This window comes from Pseudochrobactrum saccharolyticum (assembly GCF_008801715.1).
GTDB lineage: Bacteria > Pseudomonadota > Alphaproteobacteria > Rhizobiales > Rhizobiaceae > Pseudochrobactrum > Pseudochrobactrum saccharolyticum.
Map to the genome: position 1 here is coordinate 128,370 of NZ_VZPG01000006.1, position 25,273 is coordinate 153,642.

A 25,273-nucleotide genomic window follows, 5' to 3' on the forward strand; every position below is an offset into this window, starting at 1 on the left:
ACAGCTTTGTGTTTCATGCCGGAGTGATATTCCCAAGGCTGAGCAGCATTGAGCGCAAAAAATCACCGTTACCGTTCAGAAGGTTATTTTCCAGTTCTGCATGGGTCTGCCGCCAGACAGGCACGGCTTCTGCCAGCAGAGCTGAACCTTTGGGTGTCAGCAGTAATAATCGGCTGCGCCGGTCTGCTGCATCTGGTATAATTTCTATCAGTGCTTTTTTCTGAAGCGGCTTGAGTGCGGCCGTTAATGTCGTGCGATCCATAGCGAGCAATTGGGCAACCGGTGCGATGGATGGCGGTTCAGGCCTGTTTAAAGCCATCAGCAAAGAAAACTGGCCGTTTGTCAGTCCGAAGGGCCTCAAAGCATCGTCAAAATAACGGGCTAAAGCACGGGCTGCGCGCTGTGCGTGCAGGCACAGACATGTATCACGGACTTCCAGTGTGGTCGAAAATGGTACATTCATTGACATTTTACAATTATGTTGATATCAACATATTAAGTCAACGCAAGAATAAAGTTGCCCACAAGGAGGAGAATGAAAATGGGATATGTCGAGGGTTTTGTCGCTTCTGTGCCGGAAAACCGCAAAGAAGACTACCGTAAACATGCAGCTGAAGCGGCTGTGATTTTTAAAGAATTTGGCGCCACCCGCATTGTTGAGTGCTGGGGCGATGATGTGCCGGATGGCAAGCTGACGGATTTCCGCCGCTCCGTGCAGGCCAAAGACGGCGAAGTTGTTGTGTTCAGCTGGATTGAATTTCCGAACAAAACTGTGCGCGATACAACCTGGAAAAAAATGATGGAAGATCCCCGCATGCAGGCGATGGGTGAATCCATGCCTTTTGACGGCAAGCGTATGATCTATGGTGGTTTTGAGAAACTGCTTGATGTTTGACACTGATTTTTAGCAATAAAAAAGGGGGCGAAAGCCCCCTTTTTGTTTCAGCACTGCTGAAATCAGCTCATGCCGAGCGCGTCCATATAAAGCTGGATCATCGCTTCTTCTTCCTGACGCTCATGCGCTTCTTTCTTACGCAGGCGGATGATGGTGCGTACAGCTTTAGAGTCAAAGCCGGAGCCTTTCAGCTCAGCGAAAACCTCTTTGATATCGTCAGAGATGGTTTTCTTTTCTTCTTCCAGACGTTCAATACGTTCAATAAATGCACGCAGCTGGCCGACTGCAATGGACTGGGCGTTGTCGCCGGTAATATCGTCGCTCAATATCATTCTCCGATTATAGACAAGACCATATGAAACGCCGGGCGAGTCGCAGGCCTTAAAACAGGTGGTCTTGGTTGCCTCACATGCAGCGCATGGTCAAGCAATGGATTTAAGAATCTTGGAACTTAAACTAGCCGCCAAGCGGTAAGATACTGGTTAAAATCTACAGAGTGGTTCAATTTTCGAGCGAAAAACCACTCTGTTTTTTATCTGTCGCTGCTTCGGGCAAAAAACCGGTAGCCGCTTTTTCTGAAGCAGCTTTATTAGTGGCTTGGTTTTCGTGCGGAAAAAGCATCCTGCTGCGCCTGACTGGCCGGTGTCTGATATTTTTCCCGCCATTCATCATAAGGCATGCCGTAAATCTCGGCGCGTGCTTCGTCTTTGGTCAGCGCATTGCCATCAGCATTGGCCGCTTCCTGAAACCAGTTGGACAGGCAGTTGCGACAAAAGCCGGTCAGGTTCATCATATCGATATTCTGAACATCGGTGCGGTTGCGCAAATGCTCAACCAGCTTGCGAAAAGCGGCCGCTTCATAGGCCAGACGCTGATTACCTGTAATATTTGTCATGCAATTTCCTTTCGCAGCTCAAATCCATTCAACGGAACCGGTGCGTGAACCATAATGGCGGATATCGTGAATACCATCCATCATATTGATATGTGCCAGCATCGGCGCAAGACGCTCAGCCCAAACCTGCACACCTTCCGGTGTTGCGATCAGATCCTGCCGCACTTCAATCAGCACATTGGCATAGCCTTTAGCGGTACAATGGCGAAACAATGTGTCATTCCGCAGAGCGCCGTCATAGGGCTCATTATCGCCGACAGATAATGTGCCGTCTTCACGTAACATCGACAAAAGCGGTGTTATCGCCCGGTCATCTTTATCCCAGAGCAATGCAACCTGCCACGGGCGCGGTATGGTTTTCCAGACCGGCGTATAGGAATGAACAGAGACGACAAAAGGGGCGCGGCCACAGGTTTGCAGCATCTTGTTGCAAGCTGCATCAACCGCATTGTGATAAGGGCGGTAAAAGCGGTTCAGCCGGTTTTCCCGCTCTTCTTCATGCATCGGATAATTGGCCGGAATAACAGCACCGTCAGACAGCTGCATAATCAGCGTCGGATCATCCTCACCGCGGTTCGGATCAATCAGCAGCCGTGAAAAACCGCCAAGCACCGCCGGACTGTTCAGCTTTTCTGCCAGCGCTCTGGTCAGCATCTCAACGCCGATATCATAGGCGATATGGCGCTCAAAAACACGCGGCTCCAGCCCAAGCGTACCATAGTCCTCAGGCACTGCACGGCTGGCATGATCGGCAATCAGCAGCAGACCTTGCTCAAAATCACCGTCAATGGTCTCAAAAGGGGAAAAACCTGTCATCTCGTTTCCGGCTATGGATTGGATGATCAACATATAAATGGATTGCAAGGAATTGCGAGCCATTTGTGACCGGCGCTCCATTTTGCAAGATAGGCCAGAGCATGCCTGGTTCAAATGGATAGACGTAAAAACAAAAAGATAGAGCACACGCAGCGGATATAATTAAACGCGATACGCTCTAGTATCCGGTCGGAGTGTGGGCTATAGACAAAACAGCAATTAAATCGATTTGATTACAATTGTGACAACTGAAAACCACTGAATTCGCAAAACAGGAGGTATTTTTCAGACTGTGATCCGTCACTATCTGCCGGAGATGATTACAAAGGTTGCCGATAGCGGCTTGACCGGCAAGACAGGCTATTTTGCAATTAGTTCTGATTTACAGCGGAAAACTGACCTCAGGCTCTTGAGTCTGCCTGCAACTTGCGTGAATTATGCGGCTTTACGGCATCGCATTTTCATGGTGAAGCAGATACGGTGCCGCAACCCGGTTGTTTACAGTGCTGTATCATTTGTTTCTGCCCGAAACAGAGCCGAACAAAAGATGCAGTCCGGTGGTAATGGTCAGGCTGTTACACCTTGCTGTCATATTTAAGCAGTACCGTGCGCTGAAAGGTTCTGGCGGATGCGTCTTCATTCTACCTTGTTCTATTGTCTGGCTTTTGTTTCGGTCACATTGATTTCTGTTATCTTTTCCGCACCTGAAGCCCGTGCCGATTTTCGCGTTTGTAATTCGACGCAAAATCTTGTCGGTGTCGCAATCGGCTATCGTGCCAAGAGCGGATGGATCACGGAAGGCTGGTGGCACATTAACGGTTCAAGCTGCAAGACCCTGATCGAAGGCCCGCTGACCTCCCGCTATTACTATGTTTATGCTGAGGATTCAGAAGGCGGCGGCCGCTGGGACGGCAAGGTCAATATGTGTGTGGCTGAAAACGAATTCAAAATTAACGGCGTGAATGACTGTTTTGCCCGCGGTTATCAGCGCTCCGGTTTTCAGGAATATGATACGGGCGAACAATCAAGCTGGATGGTGCAGCTGACTGATGATGCACCGGCCGGCAATGCCACAGTAACAGGAACCAATCACCAATGAGACGTGCGCGTAAGGTAAAGATCCTCGCAACACTTGGGCCCGCATCTTCGGATGAAGCGGTTATTGAGAAATTATTCGCGGCCGGTGCCGATGTCTTCCGCATCAATATGAGCCATGCCGATCACGATTTGATGCGTGAGCTGGTGCGCCGCATCCGCAATGTAGAGCGCAAACTCGGACGCCCGATCGGTATTCTCGCAGATTTGCAGGGCCCGAAACTACGTGTCGGCAAATTTAAAGACGGCAAAGTCGAACTCACACCGGGTCAGATTTTCACGCTTGATGATGATGAGACACTGGGCGATGAAAATCGTGTTTTCCTGCCGCATCCGGAAATTCTGCAAGCCGTGCAGGCCGGTGACCGTCTGTTGATTGATGATGGTCGTTTAGCTTTGCAGGCTGAAGCGACCGACGGTAAGTCTATCCGTTGTAAAGTAATCTCCGGCACCAAAATTTCTGACCGCAAAGGCGTAAGCCTGCCGGATACGACATTGCCGGTCGGTGCGCTGACAGAAAAAGACCGCCGTGATCTTGATGCCGTACTGCTTGAAGATATTGACTGGGTAGCCCTGTCCTTCATTCAGCGGCCGGAAGATCTCGCGGAAGTCCGCAAGATTGCCCGTGGTCGTGTGGCACTGATGTCCAAGATTGAAAAACCACAGGCAGTTACCCGTCTCGATGAAATCATCGAATTGTCGGATGCGCTGATGGTTGCCCGTGGTGATCTCGGTGTGGAAATGCCGCTGGAAAGCGTTCCGGGCATTCAGAAGCAAATCGTCCGCGCCTGCCGCAAAGCCGGTAAGCCGGTCGTCGTTGCCACCCAGATGCTGGAATCCATGATTACAGCTCCGGTGCCAACCCGTGCGGAAGTCTCCGATGTGGCCACTGCTGTGTTTGACGGTGCCGATGCGGTGATGCTGTCTGCGGAATCCGCCGCCGGTGATTATCCGGTGGAAGCGGTTGCGACCATGGCGCGGATTGCCGAGAAAGTGGAACGTGATCCGAATTATCCGTCCATCGTCAATAATCAGCGTTCCGAACCGGAAGCCACCGGTGCGGATGCGGTATCGCTGGCAGCCCGCCAGATTGCTACCACGCTGAACCTCTCGGCGATCATCTGCTATACTTCATCGGGCACCACAGGCCTCAGAGCGTCGCGTGAGCGCCCGCTGACGCCGATTATTGCCCTGTCGCCGGTCGTTGAGACAGCACGTCGTCTGTCGATCGTCTGGGGGCTGCATTGCGTGGTAACAGAGGATGCGCGTGATCTGGATGACGTGGTCAACCGCGCCTGTCATATTGCCCATCGGGAAGAGTTCGCCAAACCGGGCGATCGTGTGATTATCACTGTCGGTGTGCCGCTCAGAACCCCTGGCAACACCAATATGCTGCGCATTGCCTATATCGGTATGGACGGCCTGACAGGCATCTGACGACACCTTCAACCTGAAACGAGAAAGCCCGCTTTAAAGCGGGCTTTTTTATAGGCACATTGGTCGTGCTTAGGCGTGATAGGCTGCAATGCCATTCTGGGAAAGCAACGCAGCCCGCAGTTTTTCCAAAGCACGGTTTTCAATCTGGCGGACACGCTCCTTAGAAATACCGAGTTTCTCTCCCAGCATTTCCAGAGTTACGGCATCATCTTTCAAACGACGCTCGCGGATAATGCGCAATTCACGGTCATTCAGCACGGATAATGCCTGTTTCAGCCAGCTGACACGTCGCTCGCTGTCGATCATATTCTCAACAATTTCATCCTGCAGCGGGTGATCATCGACCAGAAAATCAATCTTTTCCGCGCTGCTGCTGTCATCCGGCGAAACAGTCATACTTAAAGAACTGTCGGGGCCGGATAATCTGGAATCCATCAGTTCCACATCTTTTTCAGACACGCCGAGCTGATCGGAAATGCGGGTATATAATTCGCGCTTCGACAGGGTTTCATTGCTCTGCACCAGTTTGGCACGCAAGCGACGCAAATTGAAAAACAAAGCTTTCTGCGTTGAACTTGTACCACCACGAACAATCGACCAATTGCGCAGAATATAGTCCTGTATCGATGCTCTGATCCACCAGATCGCATAGGTGGAAAAACGCACCTCCCGCTCCGGTTCAAAGCGGAAAGCAGCCTCCATAAGCCCCACTGTCCCTTCCTGTATGAGATCGGCCATCGGCAGATCAAATTTGCGGAAACGTCCGGCGGTGGAAATCACCAGCCGCATATGAGATGAGGTAATTTCATCCAGCGCATGCTGATCGCCCTGCTCTTTCCAGCGCTGAACAAGTTCCTGTTCCTGTTCCCGTTCAAGATAAGGCGCGGACATAGCACTGCGAATAAGATTTCTGGAGGATACAAAAGAGACGGTACGTTTCGTAACTTCGGTGGAGGAGGACGCTACAGGCTTCATTTCAATCTCCATAACGAAAATATCAACGCAACCTGCTTATGAGGATCACGTTATCCGCTAGGAGTTAAACGCATCAATGGAAGGCCGGTTCCTTCATCTTCTGCTAATTTTATGATTTTTTTGAACAGAGAGCTTGAAAAACACTTTTTGTGCTCCAGCACATGCTTCAGAGCAGATACATGCTGTGCAATCATTACTACGTAGCGAAAATATACATAAAACAATAACGCCGCTCTGAGTGAACAGAACGGCGTTATTGTTATAAAGGACTATGTTTCAGCCTGAATTGCGTAAAATTATGCAGCTTCGGCTTCATCATCCTCAACTTCAGCTTCATCAGTCTTCGCACCGCGTTTCGGTCCTTTAGCCAGATTAGCTTCAATGAGGCGTACAGATTCTGTATCAGACAGCTTGTTTACGGCTGCAACTTCACGCGCCATACGATCCAGAGCTGCTTCATAAAGCTGACGCTCGGAATAAGACTGTTCCGGCTGGTTTTCTGCACGGAAAAGATCACGCACGACTTCTGCAATGGAAATCAGATCACCGGAATTGATTTTTGCATCATATTCCTGAGCCCGGCGCGACCACATGGTGCGCTTGATACGGGCACGACCCTGCAAGACTTTCAAGGCGCGTTCTACGAAATCACCTTCTGACAATTTACGCATACCAATGGTAGCCGCTTTAGCCACCGGCACTTTAAGGCGCATCTTATCTTTATCGAAATCAATAACAAAAAGCTCAAGCTTCATGCCTGCAACTTCCTGCTCTTCGATTGCAACGATCTGTCCCACACCATGCGACGGATACACAATCGACTCACCCGTCTTAAAACCCTGACGGACGGCGGCCTTCTTCTGCTGGGATGACATACGCTTCAATACTCCCTGTAGTGTCCGGCACCTGGAGCGCCGGTTTACACGCGGTGATACAATCAGTCCTGCGACCAACCCCGCGGGAAACGGGACGGGCATAACAGCTGATTAAAACAAGTGCCGAAACAGAATGTAAAAGGGATGCTGAGGCAAAACTTAAGCAAAAAAAATCACAGGATAAACGGTGGGAGCAAAATTTAAAAACAAACTTGCCCCGGCACTATTTCAGCCTGTAATTTATATCAGCCTTTCAGTGAATACCTGTAGCCGCCACGAAATGACGCCTGCTCATCGACATTATCGTGGACAGTAACACAAAAAACCGGCAGAATCAACAAAATGCCGTCACAAGCCGCCCGACCGGGCGATTTGTGTTAATAAACCGTTAATTGACAGGGTTGATCCTGTGGTTATCCCGGCATATCAGCGGAGAATCAATCGCCTTCGCCAGGCTCTGCCGAGAAGAACTGTTCAAGCTTATTAGCGACGCCATCCATTTCAGCGGCTTCAGGCATCTGGTCTTTTTTCACGGTGAGATTTGGCCACTTCGCTGAATATTCAGAATTCAGCTCAATCCATTTATCAAGACCCGGTTCCGTATCCGGACGGATTGCTTCAGCAGGACATTCCGGCTCACATACGCCGCAGTCAATACACTCATCAGGATTGATGACGAGCATATTCTCGCCTTCATAGAAACAATCGACAGGGCAGACCTCCACGCAATCCGTATATTTGCAACGAATGCAGTTATCGGTCACGACATAAGTCATTGTCGAACTCCCAGAGCTTTGAACTGCCACACATAATCTGCGGCCAAAATTACAATCATATCATTTGGCATAACATCCGGCAGGTGTCAGGATAACTGACTGCTCCTGCCATCCGGCCTGCGAAACCGGAATGCCGTTTTTCAGCAACTGCGCTATATGAAATACGGCAGAAAACCTGTCTGTCAGGTAAAGGCTTTAGCCGCAGCTTGCAAGAGGGTTTTCCCTCAGCCGCGACGCTCCGCCGCAAAAAAGAACCACATTCTTTATCACCGTAATTTCTGAAAAACTGCGTCCCCGCTGGCTTTTAACAAAGCACAATCCTTCCGCCGCATCATTCTTCATTCCGGACAGAAAATAAGCCAACACGAAGATTTGAAAGAATGGTCAGACCCGACTCAGCATCTCAAGCATAGTTCAGCTTCTGAAAACACCGGTCAGCCTGCGGAATTATGCTCTGAATGCGACTCACATCAGCCCGATCAAGCAGTTCAGAACTCATCAAAACCGGAACCACCTTGTTTCAGTCGTTCCGTTGCCCTGCGGTCGCGTTTTGTCGGACGGCCGGAACCGGCATCCCGTTTTTCACCAGCCGCAGCCATCTGCTCTTCCGTCTTTTCAGCTGGCGGTGTCAGATCTTCATAGAGCAATTGCGCTTCGGGAAAAGAGCCGCGACGCTCTCCAAGCTCGCGCACTTTATAAATCAATATGCGGCGATCCAGCGTGACCGTCACTACATCTCCGATTTTAATTCCGTGAGATGCCTGATCTATTTTATCGCGGTTAATACGAACACGCCCGCCGGCAGCAAGCTTTGCCGCGAGCGAGCGTGATTTAACGACACGGGTGAAAAACAACCATTTATCAATGCGCTGTTTTAAAGCACCCGTATTCATGCGCTTATTTCTTCAGCTGCTCTTTCAGAGCAAGCAGCTTGGCGAATGGTGAATCAGGATCAATCTGCACCGGACGCTCATTGCGCTCAACGCGTTTCTGATCCTGAGCATGATCCCGTTTGCCATGACGCGGCTTGCCGTGATGTTCATTACGGCCGGATTTCTGCTCACCGTTACCGAAGTCAACACGTGCGGCTTTTTCAAACCGCTTGCTGCGACCTTCACGGTTCTGATTATCACCCGCATTGTCTTTAGCTGCATCAGCCGGTGCGCCGTCTTTAGCAGGCGCACGGCGATTGCCCTGCGGACGGTTGCGATTCTGCTCGCGTCCCTTACCCTGCTCGCGGCCACGGTTGTCGTGACGACCCGGACGCCACAGCAGAACCATTTTCACTGGTTCTTCAGCAACAGCATCAGCAGTCTCAGCCGCTTCTGCAACCGGTGCTTCAGCTTCTTCCGTATTCACGGTTTCTGCCACAGCTTCCGGCTGTTCTTCAGTTTCAGCGGCAGCTTCTGTTACAGCTTCGCCGGTCTGCTTGGCAGCATCGGCTTCAGCAAAAGCATCAAGTTCTGCAAGCTTGGCAGCAACAGCCGGTGCTTCCATCGCTTCATGACGGTAGCCGAGGCTTTTCAGCACTTCTTCCATGTCTTCCGGTGTCGCACCAAGAATAGACATCATCGACGGCGTTACCATGAAACGAGCACCATCATAGGCACCTTCGGCGCGCAGACCTGCGCCCGGACGCCAGGCCAGAGCCGGACGGATCAGATCGGCCAGACGCTCCAGAATGTCGAAACGCACAGCGCGGCGGCCAAGAACGCGGTAGCCGGCCAGTGTGTAGAAAACCGGATCGAAAGCCGGATCAACAACAACCGAGGTACGGCCTGCGGCCAGAACATGAACAACATCACCGTAACCGGCACGTTCACGGCCGTCATTGCTCAGCGCCCAGAGCAGTGTCATCAGACCCGCAGGTGCCGGTTTCAGCAAAGCAGGGATAAATACATGATAGGCACCAAAGCGTACGCCGAAACGACGCAGAGCTGCGCGGGAATCCTGATCGAGACCACGGATTTCCTCAGCAATGTCGCGACGCTGGATCACGCCGAAGCTCTCAACCAAACGGAAAGCCAGACCACGGGTCATGCCGGTCAGGGCATCAGCCTCGGTCAGATCATGCAATGGCTTGAGAACTGTCTCAATATGATGGGCGACAAAGCGGTCAATACGGCTCTGTACTTTCTCACGGGAAGCACCTGTCAGCTGCTCGTCAGCCAGCAGAACGCTGCGCGGACGCATCACGCTGTCACCGGCAACCAGAGTTGCAACCGGAGCGCCGACCCAGCGCAGAATGCCATCCGAGCCAAGGGCAAAATCGCCATTGGCCGCAGCAGAGAAGCGCTCTGCACGACGGTCATATTCAGCGGCCAGCGCTTTTTGTGCAGCCCCCTTTACCGCTTTCGCGTCCGGCCCTTCGGCCTTGACGTCGGCGGTAAATCGGAATCCTTCCAACTGCCCGACATTGTGGTCTTCGACAAGTACATCCCCTGTCGGGCTAATTTCTGCTTCTAGCATGGCATTCTCTCTCAGGCGCTTCATAAGCACGCTTGTCCTGCGGTCTACAAAGCGTTTCGTCAACCGTTCATGCAGCGCGTCAGACAATCTGTCCTCAATTTCGCGCGTCTTTTCTTGCCAATGTGCCGGATCTGCCAGCCAGCCCGGCCGATGCGACACAAAAGTCCATGTGCGAATTTGTGCAATACGATGAGATAGAGTGTCGATCTCACCGTCAGTCCTGTCGGACCGATGCACCTGCTCGCTCATATAGTCTTCATCCACAAAACCTTTGCGGATGATATCCTTATAGATTGCGGCAATAATATCGGCATGTTGTGCCGGCGCAATCCTTCTATAGTCGGGAAGCGCACAGGCATCCCACAAAATTTCCACACGCTTGGGCGTATCCGCAAGCCGCATAATGTCTTCATCACGCGCCAGATTTTCAAGCGCCTGCATGTCAACCGCAGGTAGCGCCCGTGTCAACCCTTCCAAAGGCGCTGAACGGTCTAATGAGTGCTTCAATGCGCGAACAGATGAAAAATCAAACTGAGCCGTGCGCCATTGCAACACTTTAACCGCGTCGAAATTATGCGATTCTATCCGCTCGACAAGATCTTTATCAAACGGATCAACCTGTCCGGTGACACCGAATGTACCATCGCGCAGGTGACGACCCGCACGACCGGCAATCTGCCCGAGCTCGCCGGGGTTCAGATCACGATACTGAAATCCGTCAAATTTACGCGCTTGCGCAAAGGCCACATGGTCAACATCAAGATTAAGTCCCATGCCGATCGCATCGGTCGCAACCAGAAAATCCACATCGCCGGATTGATAAAGCTCCACTTGCGCATTGCGGGTGCGCGGGCTCAAAGCGCCCATCACTACGGCTGCACCACCGCGCTGACGGCGGATCAGCTCGGCAATCGCATAGACCTCATCGGCAGAGAAAGCGACAATGGCACTGCGACGCGGCAGGCGGGTAATCTTTTTCGAACCTGCATAGGCCAGATGCGACAAACGCGGACGGGTAATAATATTGATACCGCGCAGCAGCTTTTCGAGAATAGGCCGCATGGTTGCCGCGCCCAGCAGCAGGGTTTCCTGCCGGCCGCGCAAATGTAAAAGACGGTCTGTGAAAATATGGCCGCGTTCCAAATCGGCAGCCAGCTGTATTTCATCAATGGCAACGAAAGCGGCATTGGTCTGGCGCGGCAGAGCCTCAACGGTACATACGGAATATTTCGCACCGGCCGGAATGATTTTTTCTTCACCGGTGACCAGCGCCACTTTTTCAGGGCCGACTTTGGTAACCAGCTTATTATAGACTTCACGCGCCAGCAGGCGCAGCGGCAGACCAATGATCCCGCTCTCATGGGCGAGCATACGCTCCAGCGCCAGATGAGTCTTACCGGTATTGGTAGGCCCGAGCACAGCGGTTACATCGCGCCCACTCACAATAAGCGGTGCTGTTCCCTGATGCAGAGACGCCGCCCCAAGCGGAGGCGTCAATGAGTTCTTCTGGTCATTCATGCGGAATTGATTATTCCCCGTCTCATGAAGTCGTTACACATGAAATCCGCCCCGCAGGTCAGTGCCATATTTTGCAATATAGCCAACCCGATCCGGCAAACCCCATTTTTTCTGTCTGCCTGCCGTCAGCCAGTACAGATTGAGCAAAGCAGGTAGCATTATCTGTCTCTGACTAAAAGGGTAACAACGGCACCTTTATGACTTCTTTTGTATCAAAACTTCAGAAAATGACAGGAAACCATGTCAGCTCTTCACAAAAACCCGATCTTGTCAGAATTTTACGTGCATTTCAGGCGTTAGAATCCACTAAAACGCCCGCAATAACCCTGTATTTTAATGAAAAGAACACGAGAAGAACAAAGAGGCTACGAATCAATGGTTTTCACGAGTTCTCATTTTGTTCAAAACAACATTCTGTGTTTTCTATAAACAGAGACACAATATACAGATTCAGCAGCACAGGAACAGCGCGGTAAAAAACAGAGAAATTAACTTTTACCGCCGATCGCACATAGCGATGTGGTAATATGCACATAATACCAATTTAAAAACTCGCACAGCATTAATAAAGATTAAAAATACCTTACCGGAATGCGCAATGTTTCAGCAAAACAACATGTTTTCATTAAGCTTTCGGCCAAACCCTGAACGAATCGGCGACGAATCGCTGATGAATCAAAGTTCCCGTTTCGTTTTCACAAAATACAGCGTCAAAAAGATCAATGCACACCACATATAGTATTAGACCTTGGTGAAACACAAATTCGCAACAACAAAAAGCTCCGAAAAGGTTAATTTCCTTCGGGGCTTCGATTTCCGTAACAATGGGTCTTGTTAACTTATCGGCAAACGCGCTCAGTCGCGCTCAACACAGAGCGCAACACCCATGCCGCCGCCGATACACAGGGTCGCCAGACCTTTCTTGGCATCGCGGCGCTGCATTTCATAAAGCAATGTGGTCAGAACACGGGCACCGGAAGCGCCGATCGGATGACCGATAGCAATAGCACCGCCATTCACATTGACGATAGCCGGATCAAGTCCCAGCTCGCGGGTTACACAGCAAGCCTGCGCCGCAAAAGCCTCATTGGCTTCAACCAGATCCAGATCTTTCACTGTCCAGCCGGCTTTTTCCAGCGCTTTGCGTGAGGCCGGAATAGGTCCTGTGCCCATCACTGCCGGATCAACACCTGCCGTTGCCCAGGAGGTGATGCGTGCCAATGGTTTGATACCGCGACGCTCCGCTTCCGCTTCACTCATCAGCACTGTTGCGGCCGCACCATCATTGATACCGGAAGCATTACCGGCGGTAACCGTACCTTCCTTGGCAAAAGCCGGGCGCAGCTTCTGCAAAGCCTCAATCGTGGTGCCGTGGCGGATATATTCATCCTCACTCACAACCACCTCACCCTTACGGGTTTTGATAGTGACAGGCACGATCTCATCCTTAAAACGACCGGCAACCTGCGCTGCCTCGGCCTTGTTCTGGGAAGCAAGAGCGAAATTGTCCTGATCCTCACGGGTCAGCTGCCAGCGATCAGCAATATTCTCGGCTGTTACACCCATAGGATAACCGTGGAAAGCGTCCGTCAGACCATCTTTCATCATGGTATCGATCATGGTCATGTCGCCCATTTTGGTACCGGAGCGCAGATGTGCGCAATGCGGAGCCATGGACATGGATTCCTGACCACCGGCAACAATCACCGAGGCATCGCCATTGGCAATCTGCTGCAAGCCCAGCGCTACAGAGCGCAGGCCGGAGCCGCAAAGCTGGTTAACGGCAAAACCCGTTGTCTCAATCGGGCAACCGGCAGCGATTGCAGCCTGACGCACCGGATTCTGCCCCTGCCCTGCTGTCAGCACCTGTCCGAAAATCACTTCATCAACATCAGCCGCAGCAACACCGGCACGCTCCAGCGCAGCCTTGATTGCTGTTGCACCCAGCTCATGGGCAGGCACATTGGCGAAAGCCCCGTTGAATGAACCGACAGGAGTACGCGCAGCGCTGGCAATAACGACTGTTGTTTCTTTGCTCATGACAGATAACTTCCTCACATCCCAATAATGCCTGTTTTCCGCATATACGCAGAACCGGCTTTTCCTCAGTATAACGTCAGTTACAAATGATGCTGGTACTAATTACGATCAAGGTTTTGAATTTTTCGCATAACCCCGTGCTGCACAACAGGCAGATTGCCGTGCTTTTGCGCAAAATACGCCAGAAACAACCGGTCCTCGCTGCACAGGTGATGCGCTGGCGGAATAGACAGGCAAATTGCAAACAAAAAAAGACCGGCTGAAAAGCCGGTCTTTTTTTAAAAGCTCCAAGAAAAAGCGAAATTACGCTTCCTTTGGCTCCAGAACCTGACGGCCGCGATACATACCGCTTTTCAGGTCGATATGGTGCGGGCGACGCAGTTCGCCGGAGTTCTTGTCTTCAACATATGTCGGAGCCTTCAGCGCATCAGCCGAACGACGCATGCCGCGCTTCGAAGGGGAAGTTTTTCGTTTAGGTACAGCCATTGATTCTGCTCCAGTGATTAGTCAATCGAATGTCCGGTGCCTCATAGCGAGGCTGTCACATCGGACATTGTTCCGGAAAGTTTTGCTGCCTATACACGCTCAAACGTCTTTTGACCAGCAGGACTCGCATTTTTTTTATGCAAATCCCGATTTACCGGCTTAAAAACCTGCTCAGAAATGTATTTCAGTCGCTGCCCTATAGCATCATTCACGGCTAAAGGACAAAAGATTTCACGCTTTTGCTCAAATTTTGCTGATTTTATTGCACGCAGCCGACATAAGCGCCGCTGTTTTGGGCTCTGCGCTCAATAATACGGGAAATCCGCACCATACCGCGGCTTGGCTTGGACGCATCGCGGAGAATCGGATTCGGCAGCGTGACTGCGAGATAGGCAGCCTGCCGCGCCGTTAATTTGGATGCAGGACGCTTGAAATAATGCTGGGCAGCGGCTTCAACACCATAAATCCCGTCACCCCACTCCACGATATTGAGATAAATCTCCATCATCCGGCGCTTGGAAAGAATCAATGAAGCGGCCTGCGCCAGCGGGAATTCCAGTGCCTTGCGCACATAAGAGCGCCCGTTCCAGAGAAACAGATTTTTCACCGTCTGCATCGGGATTGTCGAGGCGCCGCGACTTGGCTCACCGTCACTGCCCAGCACCAGTTTCAGCTGATTCCAGTCAATGCCATAATGGCTGCAAAACTGCCCGTCTTCAGACATCATCACCGAATTGACCAGCACCGGCGCAATATCCTCCAGCGGCACCCATTGGCGCTCATAGCCTTTCAGCGTCACCAGATCCTTGATCATCAGGGTTGAGACCGGATGCACAAAGGGCAGCTTGTAGAGAAAAAGCAGAGCGAAAGGCGCAATTGCCAGCAACAGCAAAAAGCGCTTCAGCCAATACCACGGCCGCACGCTCACCGGATCCGCCACAAAGCTGGCGACGGTTTTCGGAGCTGCGGTTTCATGATGACCGTCCCCTTTATCTCCGTCCTCCTTATACATGACAAATTTTGTCATTGTGCCCGCAGTGTCTCCGTTACTTGCCATATCGTTACTGCATAATTTCAGCCGATTGAAAAGCCGGTGCTGCAAGACATATCAGTTTTCAGGCATTTTTTGTTGGTAAAAATCATTTCGCGGCTTTTCTGCATCACCTCTGATACAGAAATTTCATATTGAGCCGACCGGACAGGAGTTGATTATTACAGGCGAATGGTTCATGCCCTTGTCCATGAAAAACGATCATGACATTTCCGGTTTCGGGCAGCGGCTGGCACTTCATGCCGCTTCCGTTGAGCAACTGATGGTCTCACTTCTGGATGAGCGCCCGCGTCTCGGCGAGGTTATCCGTCCGCCGCGCCTGATGGCCGCAATCCGTCATGGTGCGCTGAATGGCGGCAAGCGCCTGCGCCCGTTTCTGGTCACGGAAACCGCCCGTCTCTATGATGCTGATCCCCAAGCTGCATTGCGCATTGCCGCAGCGCTGGAATGTATCCATTGCTACTCACTGGTTCATGATGATCTGCCTGCCATGGATGATGATGATATGCGTCGCGGCCAGCCAACCGTTCACAAAGCCTATGATGAAGCGGCAGCGATACTCGCTGGTGATGGCCTTCTCACTTATGCTTTCGATATCATCGCTGATGATGCCACAGAACTGCCGGTGAAAACCCGTCTTGATCTGGTGCTGGCTTTATCGCGCGCCTCCGGTGTCGGCGGCATGGTCGGCGGTCAGGCGCTTGATCTGATGGCTGAAACCGCCAGTCCTGATGAAGCAGACATTATTACCCTGCAAGCGATGAAAACCGGCGCGCTGATCCGTTTCGCCTGTGAAGCGGGTGCAATTATCGGCAATGCAAACACAGAAGAGCGTGAGCGCCTTGCTGAATTCGGCTCGGCCATTGGTCTGGCTTTCCAGCTTGCCGATGATCTGCTGGATGTAACCGCCGATGCAGCAACCATGGGCAAAGCCACCGGCAAAGATGCTGCCGCAGGCAAAGCGACCCTTGTTTCACTGCATGGCATTGACTGGACAAAGAAACAGCTGGCCGGTCTGGTCGCGCAGGCAGAAGACCTGCTGACACCTTTCGGAGAAAAAGCACAGGTTCTGAAAGAAGCCGCGCATTTTATCGCTCTGCGTCAGAACTAAATTCAATAAAAATCGCAATAAAAAAGCTCTCATATTTTATGAGAGCTTTTTTATTATTCTTATTCTGCGGCTTCCGGCTTTTTCGCACCGAGCCCGTAACGGTTTTCGATATATTCGGCCACCATCTTCTGGAAATCTTCAGCGATTGCCGGACCGCGTAATGTGGCGACTTTCTTGCCATCTACGAAAACCGGTGCGGATGGTGTCTCACCGGTTCCCGGCAGAGAAATGCCGATATCCGCATGTTTGGATTCACCTGGACCGTTCACGATACAGCCCATCACCGCAACAGACAGGCCTTCAACGCCCGGATATTTCTCACGCCAGATCGGCATATTGGTGCGGATATCATTCTGAATGGTTTGCGCAAGTTCCTGAAACACCGTTGAGGTGGTGCGGCCGCAACCCGGACACGCCGCTACAATCGGGATAAACTGACGGAAACCCATCACCTGCAGCAATTCCTGCGAAACCTGTACCTCTCGGGTACGGTCGCCATTCGGCTCCGGTGTCAGGGAGATACGGATTGTATCGCCGATGCCCTGCTGCAGAAGAATGCCCATCGCGGCGGAAGACGCCACAATGCCTTTGGTGCCCATACCGGCTTCGGTCAGTCCCAGATGCAGCGCATGATCGCAGCGTTTGGCCAGTTCCGCATAAACAGCAATCAGATCCTGTACCTGACTGACTTTGGCGGAAAGAATGATTTTGTCGCGCGGCAGGCCGATTTCCTCAGCCAGATCAGCAGAGATCAGTGCAGACTGGATAATTGCCTCGCGCATCACTTCCTGCGCGGTCATTGGTGCACCGGCAGCCTGATTGCGATCCATCAGCGTGGTCAGCAATTCCTGATCCAGCGAGCCCCAGTTTACACCGATACGCACCGGCTTATCATAGCGGATTGCCATTTCGATAATTTCGGCAAACTGCTTGTCTTTTTTGTCTTTGAAACCGACATTGCCCGGATTGATGCGGTACTTCGCCAGCGCTTCCGCACAGGCCGGATGGTCTGATAGCAGCTTATGGCCGATATAATGAAAATCACCGATCAGCGGAACATTGAGACCGAGTCGCTCAAGGCGTTCACGAATTTTCGGCACCGCGGCAGCAGATTCATCACGGTCAACGGTAATACGTACCAGCTCGGAACCCGCATGATGCAGGGCAGCCACCTGCGCAACTGTGCCGTCAATATCCGCCGTATCCGTATTGGTCATGGATTGCACAACTACCGGCGCATCACCGCCAACAATCACGCCGCCGACATTGACCCCGACAGATGTGCGGCGGGCAAAGGGATGGGCATAATAGTGCAGATTATCAGAAGCCATAATTATACAATCTTAAAGTGGGCAATCTTACAGTGATACGGGAACATCTCGGTTCAATGCTGTTCCATAACCGTGACGGAACAGCTTTTGAACCGCAATTGTGACAGTCTTACAGCAGGTCGTTCAAAACTTCTATTCTCTTTTCTGATCTGCGGCACTTGCGAGCGATGAAAGCATAAACACCACCACCAGCATCAGCGCCAGCACCATATAGACAGGACCAAAACCGATATACCCGCCGATATAACCGATCAGGGACGGTGCAACCAGAATGCCTGAATAGCCCATCAATGTGACAAGACTTAACGCCGTGCCCGCATGGATGCCGCTCTGATTGCCTGCCGCCGAGAAAATGATCGGCACAATATTGGCCACACCAAGTCCGGCAACGGCAAACGCCAGAATTGCTATCCACGCATGTGGTGCAAAACCGCTGACAAACAAGCCCGCTGCGGCAATAATGATCGACACGCGGAATGTCCGCACGGCACCGAAGCGATTACGCACGCCGTCGCCGAGAAAACGAACCAGCGCCATTGTGGCAGAAAAAGCCGCATAGCCATAACCGGCTGTAGTCAGATCTGCGGAAAAGGCCTGCTGAATATAGACCGCTGCCCAGTCCAGCACCGCACCTTCCGGCACCATTGCAAACAGCGCCATCATACCGATCAGATAGATCACCGGCTGATTAGGCAGGCGGAAGCGGATTTTCTCGCTGGTCTGCTGCTGACGATCCATAACCAGTCGCGGCAAAGTTATCAGCATGATGATACCGGCAATCACGCTCACCAGAACCGCATGGCTGAATGCGCCCTGATAGTGCAGATAAAAGCTGCCAAGCGCACTGCCGGCAAAACCGCCAAGGCTCCAGAAACCGTGAGAGGAAGACATCAGCGCACGGCCGAGCGTTTTCTCCACCGCAACGGCATTGGCATTCATCGCCACATCCATACCGCCGAAGACCGCGCCCAGCATAAACAGCACCGGCACAGCCAGATAAAGATTATTGGTGAGAGCGACGACAATCAGCCAGAACGCCACGCCGACGGCGAAGCTTTTGGTCACGCGATCCGAGCCATAGCGCGCCAGCAACGGGCCGCACAGTCCCATGGCCGCCAGAGCGCCAAGACCGAAAACCAGAATGAGCAATCCGAAGACACCTTCAGAAACGCCCAACCGGCTCATCATCAGCGGAATATGCAAAGCCCAGCTGCCGGTGACAAAGCCGTTGGAAAAAAATGCACCCGCCACTGCCCAGCGGTAATAACGCGCACCACTGTCTATGACAGCAGGCTGCACTGTACTGATCCCTGCATCTCCGCTCACAAAACCGCTCCATCAGGTTCAGAACATTATTTAAAGCGTATCCCGAAAAGCGAGAATTGCTCCTGAGCCTCTGTTTAGTCGATTTTTATGACAAAAGAAATCACCTAACCGTCACAAGCCTGTCAGCTGTTGCAGCCAAAGAAAAAGGCGGCCGAAGCCGCCTTTTGTCTGATTATTAAAGCCTTTATTTCATGCCCAGCGTATGTGGCAGCCAGAGCGTGATCTGCGGCACATAAGTAACCAGCCCGAGGAAGATCAGCGTTGTGATAATCCAAGGCAATGTCGATTTGGTCACGGCCGTGAGCCCCATTTTCGATATGGATGAGGCCACATAGAGATTGAGCCCCACCGGCGGTGTACACAGACCGATCTCCATATTCACCACCATCATCACCCCGAAATGCACCGGATCAACACCGAGTTTCACGGCAATCGGGAACAGGATCGGCGCCATAATCAGCACCACAGCAGAAGGCTCCATCACCATGCCGATCAGCAGCAAAATAATATTGACCATCAGCAGGAAGCCGATCATGCCAAAGCCCTGCTCCACGATCCATGCACTCATCTGCTGCGGAATTTGTTCCGAGGTCAGGATGAAGGCAAACATCACCGCATTGGTAATGATATAGAGCAGCATCGCGCTCATCGCCGCCGAAGACAGCAGCACTTTCGGCACATCGCGCAGTTTAATGTCCTTATAGACAAAGACTGCAATCACAAAAGCATAGACGGCAGAAACCGCAGCAGCTTCAGTCGGTGTGAAAATACCGCCATAAATACCGCCCATAATGATGACGATCAGCATCAGCCCCCAGACGGAGGAGCGGAAAGCTTCCCAGCGCTCACGCCAGCTGGCTTTCTGCATCCGCGGATAGCCGTTCTTCCATGCGCGCCAGATGGTTGTGCTGCCAAGCATTGCCGCCAGCATCAGCCCCGGAACAACACCCGCCATAAACAATGTGCCGATTGAGGCCGACATGACCGGCGCACCGTCAGGGCCGGTTACCACCATGCCGGAGGTGGCCACCGCATACATCACCATCACAATCGACGGCGGAATGAGAATGCCCAACCCGCCGGAGGTCGCGATAACGCCGGTACCAAATTGCGGCGGATAACCCTGCTTGACCATTGCCGGTATCAGGATGGAACCAACCGCCATCACCGTTGCCGGTGACGAGCCGGAAATTGCAGCAAACAGCGAACAGGCGGCAACCGCAGCCAGCCCCATACCGCCATACCAGTGCCCGACCATCGAGGTGGCAAAGCGGATCATGCGCTTGGCTACCCCGCCATGGGTGAGAAAGTTACCGGCAAGGATGAAAAACGGGATCGCCATGATCTCAAATTTTTCAATACCGGTGAACAGTTTCAGCGCAATTGAATCCATCGGGATCGAGGTGAACCCGAACAGGAAGGTGAAAACCGTCAGACCCAGCGCAATGGAAACCGGCATCCCTGTCACAAGCAACAGTGCCAGAATGAGGAAGATAATCAGAGCGGTCATCGTGCGGCCTCCGCATCTTCCAGCCCGTCAACATGACCATGATCGTGATGAGCGATAGTGCCTGTGGTGAGATAGAGCCACAGCGCCTGAATAAAGCGGAAGCACATCAAGGCAGAGCCAAGCGGCACGGCGAGATAAACAATCCACATCGGCATTTCGAGATCAGCGGAAATCTGGCCGGTTTTGGAAATATGCCAGACGAAATCCGTGCCGATCCACGCCACGATACCCGTGAACAGGATACAGGCCAGAAAAGCGATAATAATCATCAGGCGCTGGTTTTTCGGTGACATACGCTCCACCAGCACATCAACGCCGACATGGATGCCAATACGCACGCCATAGGCCGCGCCGAATTTCGCCATCCATACAAACAGATAAATACAGGCTTCCTGAGCCCAGGTCAGATTGATTGATGCCAGCCAGCGATAAAAGCTGCGGGCATAGCCCTGCAATTCGGCATAATCATTGGCGCGTGCCCAGGACAGCACATCGGCAACCAGCCCGATAGAATAACGGTGAGCAACCGCGACAAAGATCAGCACAACGGCCGCTGCAATCAAAAAAGACAGCAATATTTCTTCAAAGCGGTCGAGGATACGCAACACCATAGGATGCTCCTCATGTGAGGGCGCACCGCTTTTCGGTGCTCCGTCTTGTTAATTATGAGCGCAAAAAACCAGCCGTGATAACAGCCGATACGCACAAATGTGATTGAAAACAGAATTCGGAAAATGTGCCTGCCCCAAGCACCATCGTCAGGGCAGGCAGGCCCGCTGCGATCGGAGAAACTCCGGCAGCGGGGCTTGAGAGGATTACTCTTTCATACCGACGGCTTCATAAACCTGCTTAATCAGGTCTGCGCCTACGCGGTCAGCCATTTCAGTATGCACAGGCTTGAGCGCTGCAACCCATTCTTCACGCTCTTCCGGTGTCAGTTCGTAGAATGTGGTCGTACCGGCCGCCTTCATTGCCGCCAGAGAATCGTCATTTTCTTTCTGGGCGATTTCGTTGGCAAAGGCAGTTGATTCAGCCATGGCCTTATCAAGCTGGGTGCGCACATCTTCCGGCAAGCCTTCCCAGAACGCCTTATTGACGATCACCGCATAGCCCAGATAGCCGTGGTTTGAGACCGTAGCATGTTTCTGCACTTCATGCATTTTCTGGGTATACATATTGGACGGCGGATTTTCCGTACCGTCCACAACACCGGTCTGCAAAGCCTGATAGACTTCGGAGAAAGCCAGAACCTGCGGTACGGCACCCAGCGCCTTCATCTGTGCTTCCAGAATTTTGGAAGACTGAATACGCATTTTCAGACCAAGGAAATCATCCGGAACATGCAGCTGGCTGTTTGCCGACATCACTTTGAAGCCGTTATCCCAATAGGCCAGACCTTTGATGCCCTTGGCATCCAGCTTGTCGAGCAGCGCACGGCCAACCGGACCATCGGTGATTTTGCGCAGATCATTATAGTCTTTCATAATGAACGGCAGATCGAAAACTTCAAATTCACGCACGCCGAGCGGGCCGAATTTTGCCAGAGACGGTGCCAGCATCTGCACAGCGCCAAGCTGCAGAGCTTCCAGCTCCTCTTTATCCTTGTAAAGCTGCGAGTTCGGATAGACCTCGACCTTCACTTTACCTTCGGTGTAGGATTCAGCGAGTTCCTTGAACTTCTCAGCGGCTTTGCCCTTTGGTGTATCAGGTGCCACAACATGGCTGAATTTAATGGTAATTGCCTGCGCAAGCGAAGTTGTGCTCACACCAAAAGCGAGAATTGCAGCAAGACCGGCAGTTGTAAGAAATTTCATTGAGAGGCCCTCCCAAGCCTGCATCTGTCAGTAAAACATTCCGGCGGATAAACCGGCACGGACTCCAAACGGAGTAAAAATCAGATAAAATCCTTAAAAGGAGTAGAGCCTCAATTCTATTGTGGAATACCACAGTATTTCTATTGTGGTTTACCACAGGCATAACTTCGTGCAGACAAGAGGTTATGCTTATAAAGCATAGTGAGGATATTCAGACGATCACATGAAATTTCGTCATACAGCAGCAAATTCGCAAGACAATAGCCAGAGTCTCTCCGGCTTCCGCGCATCTGTGCGTGATTATACGCTGGCTATTCCCCTGCTCGCGATCCTGCTGATTGTGACCCTGATCGTTGCGCTGATTTGGATGACCTCGCGTGATAACCAGTCAGAAACGGAGAAAAAACTCACAACTGACGCGCTTTGGGTTGAGCAATATCTGCGTTTTCAGCTGCAAACCTTTGAGACAGAATTACGCGATCTCGGGGCAGATATCGAACGCGATCCGCAGCAGAAAGACACGATCAGAACCAAGGCTCAGCATCTGGTTTCCATCCATTCGGAATTCATCGATATCAGCTGGTTCACGCCGGACGGCCAATTGCTGGAAAGCGCACCACCCGGTCTCAATGTTATCGCCGACTATAAGCCGGCACTGGCCGAGCATAGCCGCCTGTTCGGCAAGCCGGTTTATTCCTCACCCCGCCATACGAGCGAAGGCTGGGTGGTCGATATGGTGGCACCGGTTTACAATAATAACCGTTCCGCAGGCACAATCTGGGTCATCATCTCACTGGACAGGCTGCTCTCGCGCAATGTGCCCTGGTGGGTTGCAGGAAAATATCAGGTCTCGCTCACAGATTCCGGCGGCGATCCCCTGATCTCAAAATCCAGCATCATGCCGACCAACGATCAGGCGCGTCACACGATTTCTTTTGATCCACCGCTGACCGGCACCTATATCACTGTCACGCCCTATCAGAGCCGTGCCGCCATCGGCCCGATTGTCATTTCCGCCGCCATTATCGGCCTGACCATTCTGGTGATTATCAATCTCTGGATGGCCTATCGCCAGAACCGGCGCAGAGCCGCAGCTGAGCACGCTTTGCGCACCGAATATGCATTCCGGCAGGCGATGGAAAACTCCCTGACCATCGGCATGCGTGCCCGTGACCGCGACGGACGCATTATCTATGTGAATCCGGAATTCTGCCGCATGGTCGGCTATGAGGAGAAACAGCTGATCGGCATGATGCCGCCGCATCCCTATTGGGCACCGGAAATCATGTCGGAAGGCATCCAGCGGCAGAATGATATGCGCAGTACCGGTATTGCCCCGCGTGAATTTGAAACACGTTTCATCCGGCCTGATGGCAAGCTGATTGATATTCAGGTCTATGAAGCCCCGCTGATTGATGCGGATGGCACCCATATCGGCTGGATGGGTTCGCTTGTTGATGTGACCGAGAAAAAGAAACTGGAAGAGGCCCGCCAGACGGAGGCTGAAAAACTTCAGCATAATGCCCGTCTGATTACGATGGGTGAAATGGCCTCCACACTGGCGCATGAGTTGAACCAGCCTCTGGCCGCCATTACCAGCTATGCGACCGGCAGTCTCAATCTGCTGCAATCAGGCACGGTGCAGCCCGTTGATCTGACCGGAGCCTTGCAAAAACTCTCCGATCAGGCACAGCGCGCCGGTACAATTGTCCACCGTGTGCATGATTTTGTACGCAAGCGCTCCGTAACGCCGGAACAGCACGACCTGCGCAAAATTTTGCAGGATGCTGCCAGTTTTGTCAGCAGCGATATTATCAAGGGCGGCGGTCATATCGACATGCGCCTGCCCGATATGCCGGTAGCCGTGCGGGCTGATGCGGTGCTGATCCAGCAGGTCCTGCTGAACCTGATCCGCAATGCCCGCGAGGCAGCCATAGGCCTGCCGCGTAACCGGCAGAAATTACATATCAGCCTTGAGAGTGATGAGCATGAAGCCGTTATCACCATCACCGATCACGGGCACGGTATTCCGGAAGGCATGGAGAATGAGATTTTCACGCCCTTCATCTCATCAAAATCGGAGGGCATGGGCATGGGGCTGCCGATCTGCCGTTCCATTCTGGAATCGCACAAAGGCCGCTTATGGCTGCTGGCAACACCTGACACGCAAGGTGCCAGCTTCTGTCTTTCTTTACCGCTAAGCACGCAGGAAATCGCGCAATGACCGTCCATATTGTTGATGATGATGAAGCCATTCGCGACAGCCTGTCATGGCTGTTTCGCTCCCGTGGTGTGGGCGTTGTCACATGGCCGTCCGGTGAGGATTTTCTGCAAAACTGGTCGCCTGATCTTCAGGGCTGTATTCTGCTGGATATGCGGATGGACGGCATGTCCGGTCTTGAGGTTTTCGACAAGCTCATCAAGCTTCATGCCCGTCAGCCGGTGATTTTTCTGACCGGACATGGTGATATTCCGCTGGCCGTGGAATGTCTGAAACAGGGGGCTGCGGATTTTCTCGAAAAGCCCTTCAACGACAATAATCTGGTCGACAGGGTTCTGGCTGCCCTGCACAAAGCAAAAGAGCGTGCTGCCTCAGACCGTCAGCGCGATGAATTACGGCGCAAACGCACCCAGCTTTCCCCGCGCGAGAATGAAGTCTTGTCGATGATATTGGAGGGTCTGCTCAATAAGCAGATTGCCGACAGGCTGGAGATCACCATCCGCACAGTTGAAGTGCATCGCGCCCATATTATGGAGAAAATGGGTGCGCGCAATGCCGTAGAACTGGCGCGCCTGATCAGTTTCAGCGAACAGGATTAACCGGCAGAGCATGTAAACTCTGCCGGTCTGAAT

Annotated in this window: 23 protein-coding genes and 1 pseudogene; 7 read left to right on the forward strand and 17 right to left on the reverse strand. The window is 52.3% G+C overall.

From position 1 onward, the window contains the following. Positions 1 to 13: 13 nt before the first annotated feature. Positions 14 to 469 (reverse strand): MarR family winged helix-turn-helix transcriptional regulator, encoded by a 456-nt coding sequence (locus tag F7P81_RS16085; protein WP_151160269.1) that lies wholly within the window; start codon positions 467 to 469, stop codon positions 14 to 16. Between the two features lie 72 nt (positions 470 to 541). On the opposite strand from F7P81_RS16085, the gene F7P81_RS16090 reads away from it, so the two are divergent. Further along, on the forward strand, positions 542 to 895 hold the full coding sequence (locus F7P81_RS16090; protein ID WP_075657275.1) for a DUF1428 domain-containing protein: 354 nt from the start codon (positions 542 to 544) through the stop codon (positions 893 to 895). Between the two features lie 62 nt (positions 896 to 957). On the opposite strand, the gene F7P81_RS16095 is transcribed toward F7P81_RS16090, so the two are convergent. From F7P81_RS16095 to F7P81_RS16105, 3 genes are all read right to left on the reverse strand, one after another. Next, complete coding sequence (locus F7P81_RS16095) at positions 958 to 1,227, reverse strand: DUF2312 domain-containing protein (RefSeq protein WP_033315879.1); 270 nt, start codon at positions 1,225 to 1,227, stop codon at positions 958 to 960. A 257-nt stretch (positions 1,228 to 1,484) separates the two neighbouring features. Further along, complete coding sequence (locus tag F7P81_RS16100) at positions 1,485 to 1,790, reverse strand: DUF1244 domain-containing protein (protein ID WP_151160270.1); 306 nt, start codon at positions 1,788 to 1,790, stop codon at positions 1,485 to 1,487. Between the two features lie 18 nt (positions 1,791 to 1,808). After that, positions 1,809 to 2,606 carry an N-formylglutamate amidohydrolase gene (locus tag F7P81_RS16105; RefSeq protein WP_151160271.1) on the reverse strand — a complete coding sequence of 266 codons (798 nt, stop codon included), beginning with the start codon at positions 2,604 to 2,606 and terminating at the stop codon, positions 1,809 to 1,811. A gap of 292 nt (positions 2,607 to 2,898) precedes the next feature. Here F7P81_RS16105 and F7P81_RS16110 point away from each other — a divergent pair, with 292 nt between their 5' ends. The 3 genes and pseudogenes from F7P81_RS16110 to pyk all read left to right on the forward strand — a co-directional run bounded on the left by F7P81_RS16110 (position 2,899) and on the right by pyk (position 5,138). Further along, positions 2,899 to 3,204: a hypothetical protein gene (locus tag F7P81_RS16110; protein WP_151160272.1), complete on the forward strand. Its 306-nt coding sequence runs from the start codon at positions 2,899 to 2,901 to the stop codon at positions 3,202 to 3,204. A gap of 108 nt (positions 3,205 to 3,312) precedes the next feature. Beyond that, positions 3,313 to 3,705: pseudogene (locus F7P81_RS16115) on the forward strand (DUF1036 domain-containing protein); the annotation flags it as partial. Then, a complete protein-coding gene (gene pyk, locus F7P81_RS16120) occupies positions 3,702 to 5,138 on the forward strand; it encodes a pyruvate kinase (protein WP_075657271.1) in 1,437 nt (478 codons plus the stop codon). The pseudogene F7P81_RS16115 and the gene pyk, both read left to right, overlap by 4 nt. 69 nt (positions 5,139 to 5,207) lie before the next feature. Here pyk and F7P81_RS16125 read toward each other — a convergent pair whose 3' ends face one another. The 8 genes from F7P81_RS16125 to mtgA all read right to left on the reverse strand — a co-directional run bounded on the left by F7P81_RS16125 (position 5,208) and on the right by mtgA (position 15,304). Continuing rightward, positions 5,208 to 6,113 (reverse strand): RNA polymerase factor sigma-32, encoded by a 906-nt coding sequence (locus F7P81_RS16125; RefSeq protein WP_151160273.1) that lies wholly within the window; start codon positions 6,111 to 6,113, stop codon positions 5,208 to 5,210. A 296-nt stretch (positions 6,114 to 6,409) separates the two neighbouring features. After that, positions 6,410 to 6,988 carry a CarD family transcriptional regulator gene (locus F7P81_RS16130; protein WP_028233395.1) on the reverse strand — a complete coding sequence of 193 codons (579 nt, stop codon included), beginning with the start codon at positions 6,986 to 6,988 and terminating at the stop codon, positions 6,410 to 6,412. A 437-nt stretch (positions 6,989 to 7,425) separates the two neighbouring features. Further along, positions 7,426 to 7,764, reverse strand: coding sequence for a ferredoxin FdxA (gene fdxA / locus F7P81_RS16135; RefSeq protein WP_022709929.1), 339 nt, complete (start codon positions 7,762 to 7,764; stop codon positions 7,426 to 7,428). A gap of 488 nt (positions 7,765 to 8,252) precedes the next feature. Beyond that, positions 8,253 to 8,657, reverse strand: coding sequence for an RNA-binding S4 domain-containing protein (locus F7P81_RS16140; protein WP_151160274.1), 405 nt, complete (start codon positions 8,655 to 8,657; stop codon positions 8,253 to 8,255). Positions 8,658 to 8,661: 4 nt separating this feature from the next. Further along, the gene (locus tag F7P81_RS16145) at positions 8,662 to 11,751 is read right to left on the reverse strand and encodes a helicase-related protein (RefSeq protein WP_151160275.1); all 3,090 of its coding nucleotides are present in this window, start codon (positions 11,749 to 11,751) and stop codon (positions 8,662 to 8,664) included. An 855-nt stretch (positions 11,752 to 12,606) separates the two neighbouring features. Then, complete coding sequence (locus F7P81_RS16150; protein WP_151160276.1) at positions 12,607 to 13,791, reverse strand: acetyl-CoA C-acetyltransferase; 1,185 nt, start codon at positions 13,789 to 13,791, stop codon at positions 12,607 to 12,609. A gap of 303 nt (positions 13,792 to 14,094) precedes the next feature. Then, positions 14,095 to 14,277: a 50S ribosomal protein L32 gene (rpmF, locus tag F7P81_RS16155; RefSeq protein WP_022709922.1), complete on the reverse strand. Its 183-nt coding sequence runs from the start codon at positions 14,275 to 14,277 to the stop codon at positions 14,095 to 14,097. Between the two features lie 259 nt (positions 14,278 to 14,536). Next, positions 14,537 to 15,304: a monofunctional biosynthetic peptidoglycan transglycosylase gene (gene mtgA / locus F7P81_RS16160; protein ID WP_075657267.1), complete on the reverse strand. Its 768-nt coding sequence runs from the start codon at positions 15,302 to 15,304 to the stop codon at positions 14,537 to 14,539. 286 nt (positions 15,305 to 15,590) lie between these two features. Here mtgA and F7P81_RS16165 point away from each other — a divergent pair, with 286 nt between their 5' ends. Next, on the forward strand, positions 15,591 to 16,439 hold the full coding sequence (locus tag F7P81_RS16165; RefSeq protein ID WP_246176160.1) for a polyprenyl synthetase family protein: 849 nt from the start codon (positions 15,591 to 15,593) through the stop codon (positions 16,437 to 16,439). A gap of 59 nt (positions 16,440 to 16,498) precedes the next feature. Here F7P81_RS16165 and ispG read toward each other — a convergent pair whose 3' ends face one another. From ispG to F7P81_RS16190, 5 genes are all read right to left on the reverse strand, one after another. Beyond that, positions 16,499 to 17,770, reverse strand: a complete 1,272-nt coding sequence (gene ispG, locus F7P81_RS16170; protein WP_116089080.1) for a flavodoxin-dependent (E)-4-hydroxy-3-methylbut-2-enyl-diphosphate synthase — start codon at positions 17,768 to 17,770, stop codon at positions 16,499 to 16,501. A gap of 132 nt (positions 17,771 to 17,902) precedes the next feature. Further along, positions 17,903 to 19,096 carry an MFS transporter gene (locus F7P81_RS16175; RefSeq protein ID WP_245293665.1) on the reverse strand — a complete coding sequence of 398 codons (1,194 nt, stop codon included), beginning with the start codon at positions 19,094 to 19,096 and terminating at the stop codon, positions 17,903 to 17,905. 184 nt (positions 19,097 to 19,280) lie between these two features. Continuing rightward, positions 19,281 to 20,606 (reverse strand): TRAP transporter large permease, encoded by a 1,326-nt coding sequence (locus F7P81_RS16180; protein WP_022709917.1) that lies wholly within the window; start codon positions 20,604 to 20,606, stop codon positions 19,281 to 19,283. After that, positions 20,603 to 21,217: a TRAP transporter small permease gene (locus tag F7P81_RS16185; protein ID WP_075657263.1), complete on the reverse strand. Its 615-nt coding sequence runs from the start codon at positions 21,215 to 21,217 to the stop codon at positions 20,603 to 20,605. The genes F7P81_RS16180 and F7P81_RS16185 overlap by 4 nt, the downstream gene beginning before the upstream one ends. Before the next feature lie 204 nt (positions 21,218 to 21,421). After that, the gene (locus F7P81_RS16190) at positions 21,422 to 22,420 is read right to left on the reverse strand and encodes a TRAP transporter substrate-binding protein (protein ID WP_151160277.1); all 999 of its coding nucleotides are present in this window, start codon (positions 22,418 to 22,420) and stop codon (positions 21,422 to 21,424) included. 223 nt (positions 22,421 to 22,643) lie between these two features. Here F7P81_RS16190 and F7P81_RS16195 point away from each other — a divergent pair, with 223 nt between their 5' ends. Both F7P81_RS16195 and F7P81_RS16200 read left to right on the forward strand, forming a co-directional pair. Then, positions 22,644 to 24,644: a sensor histidine kinase gene (locus tag F7P81_RS16195; RefSeq protein WP_151160278.1), complete on the forward strand. Its 2,001-nt coding sequence runs from the start codon at positions 22,644 to 22,646 to the stop codon at positions 24,642 to 24,644. Further along, positions 24,641 to 25,240 (forward strand): response regulator transcription factor, encoded by a 600-nt coding sequence (locus F7P81_RS16200; RefSeq protein WP_151160279.1) that lies wholly within the window; start codon positions 24,641 to 24,643, stop codon positions 25,238 to 25,240. Before F7P81_RS16195 ends, F7P81_RS16200 begins: the two co-directional genes overlap by 4 nt. Positions 25,241 to 25,273 lie beyond the last annotated feature (33 nt).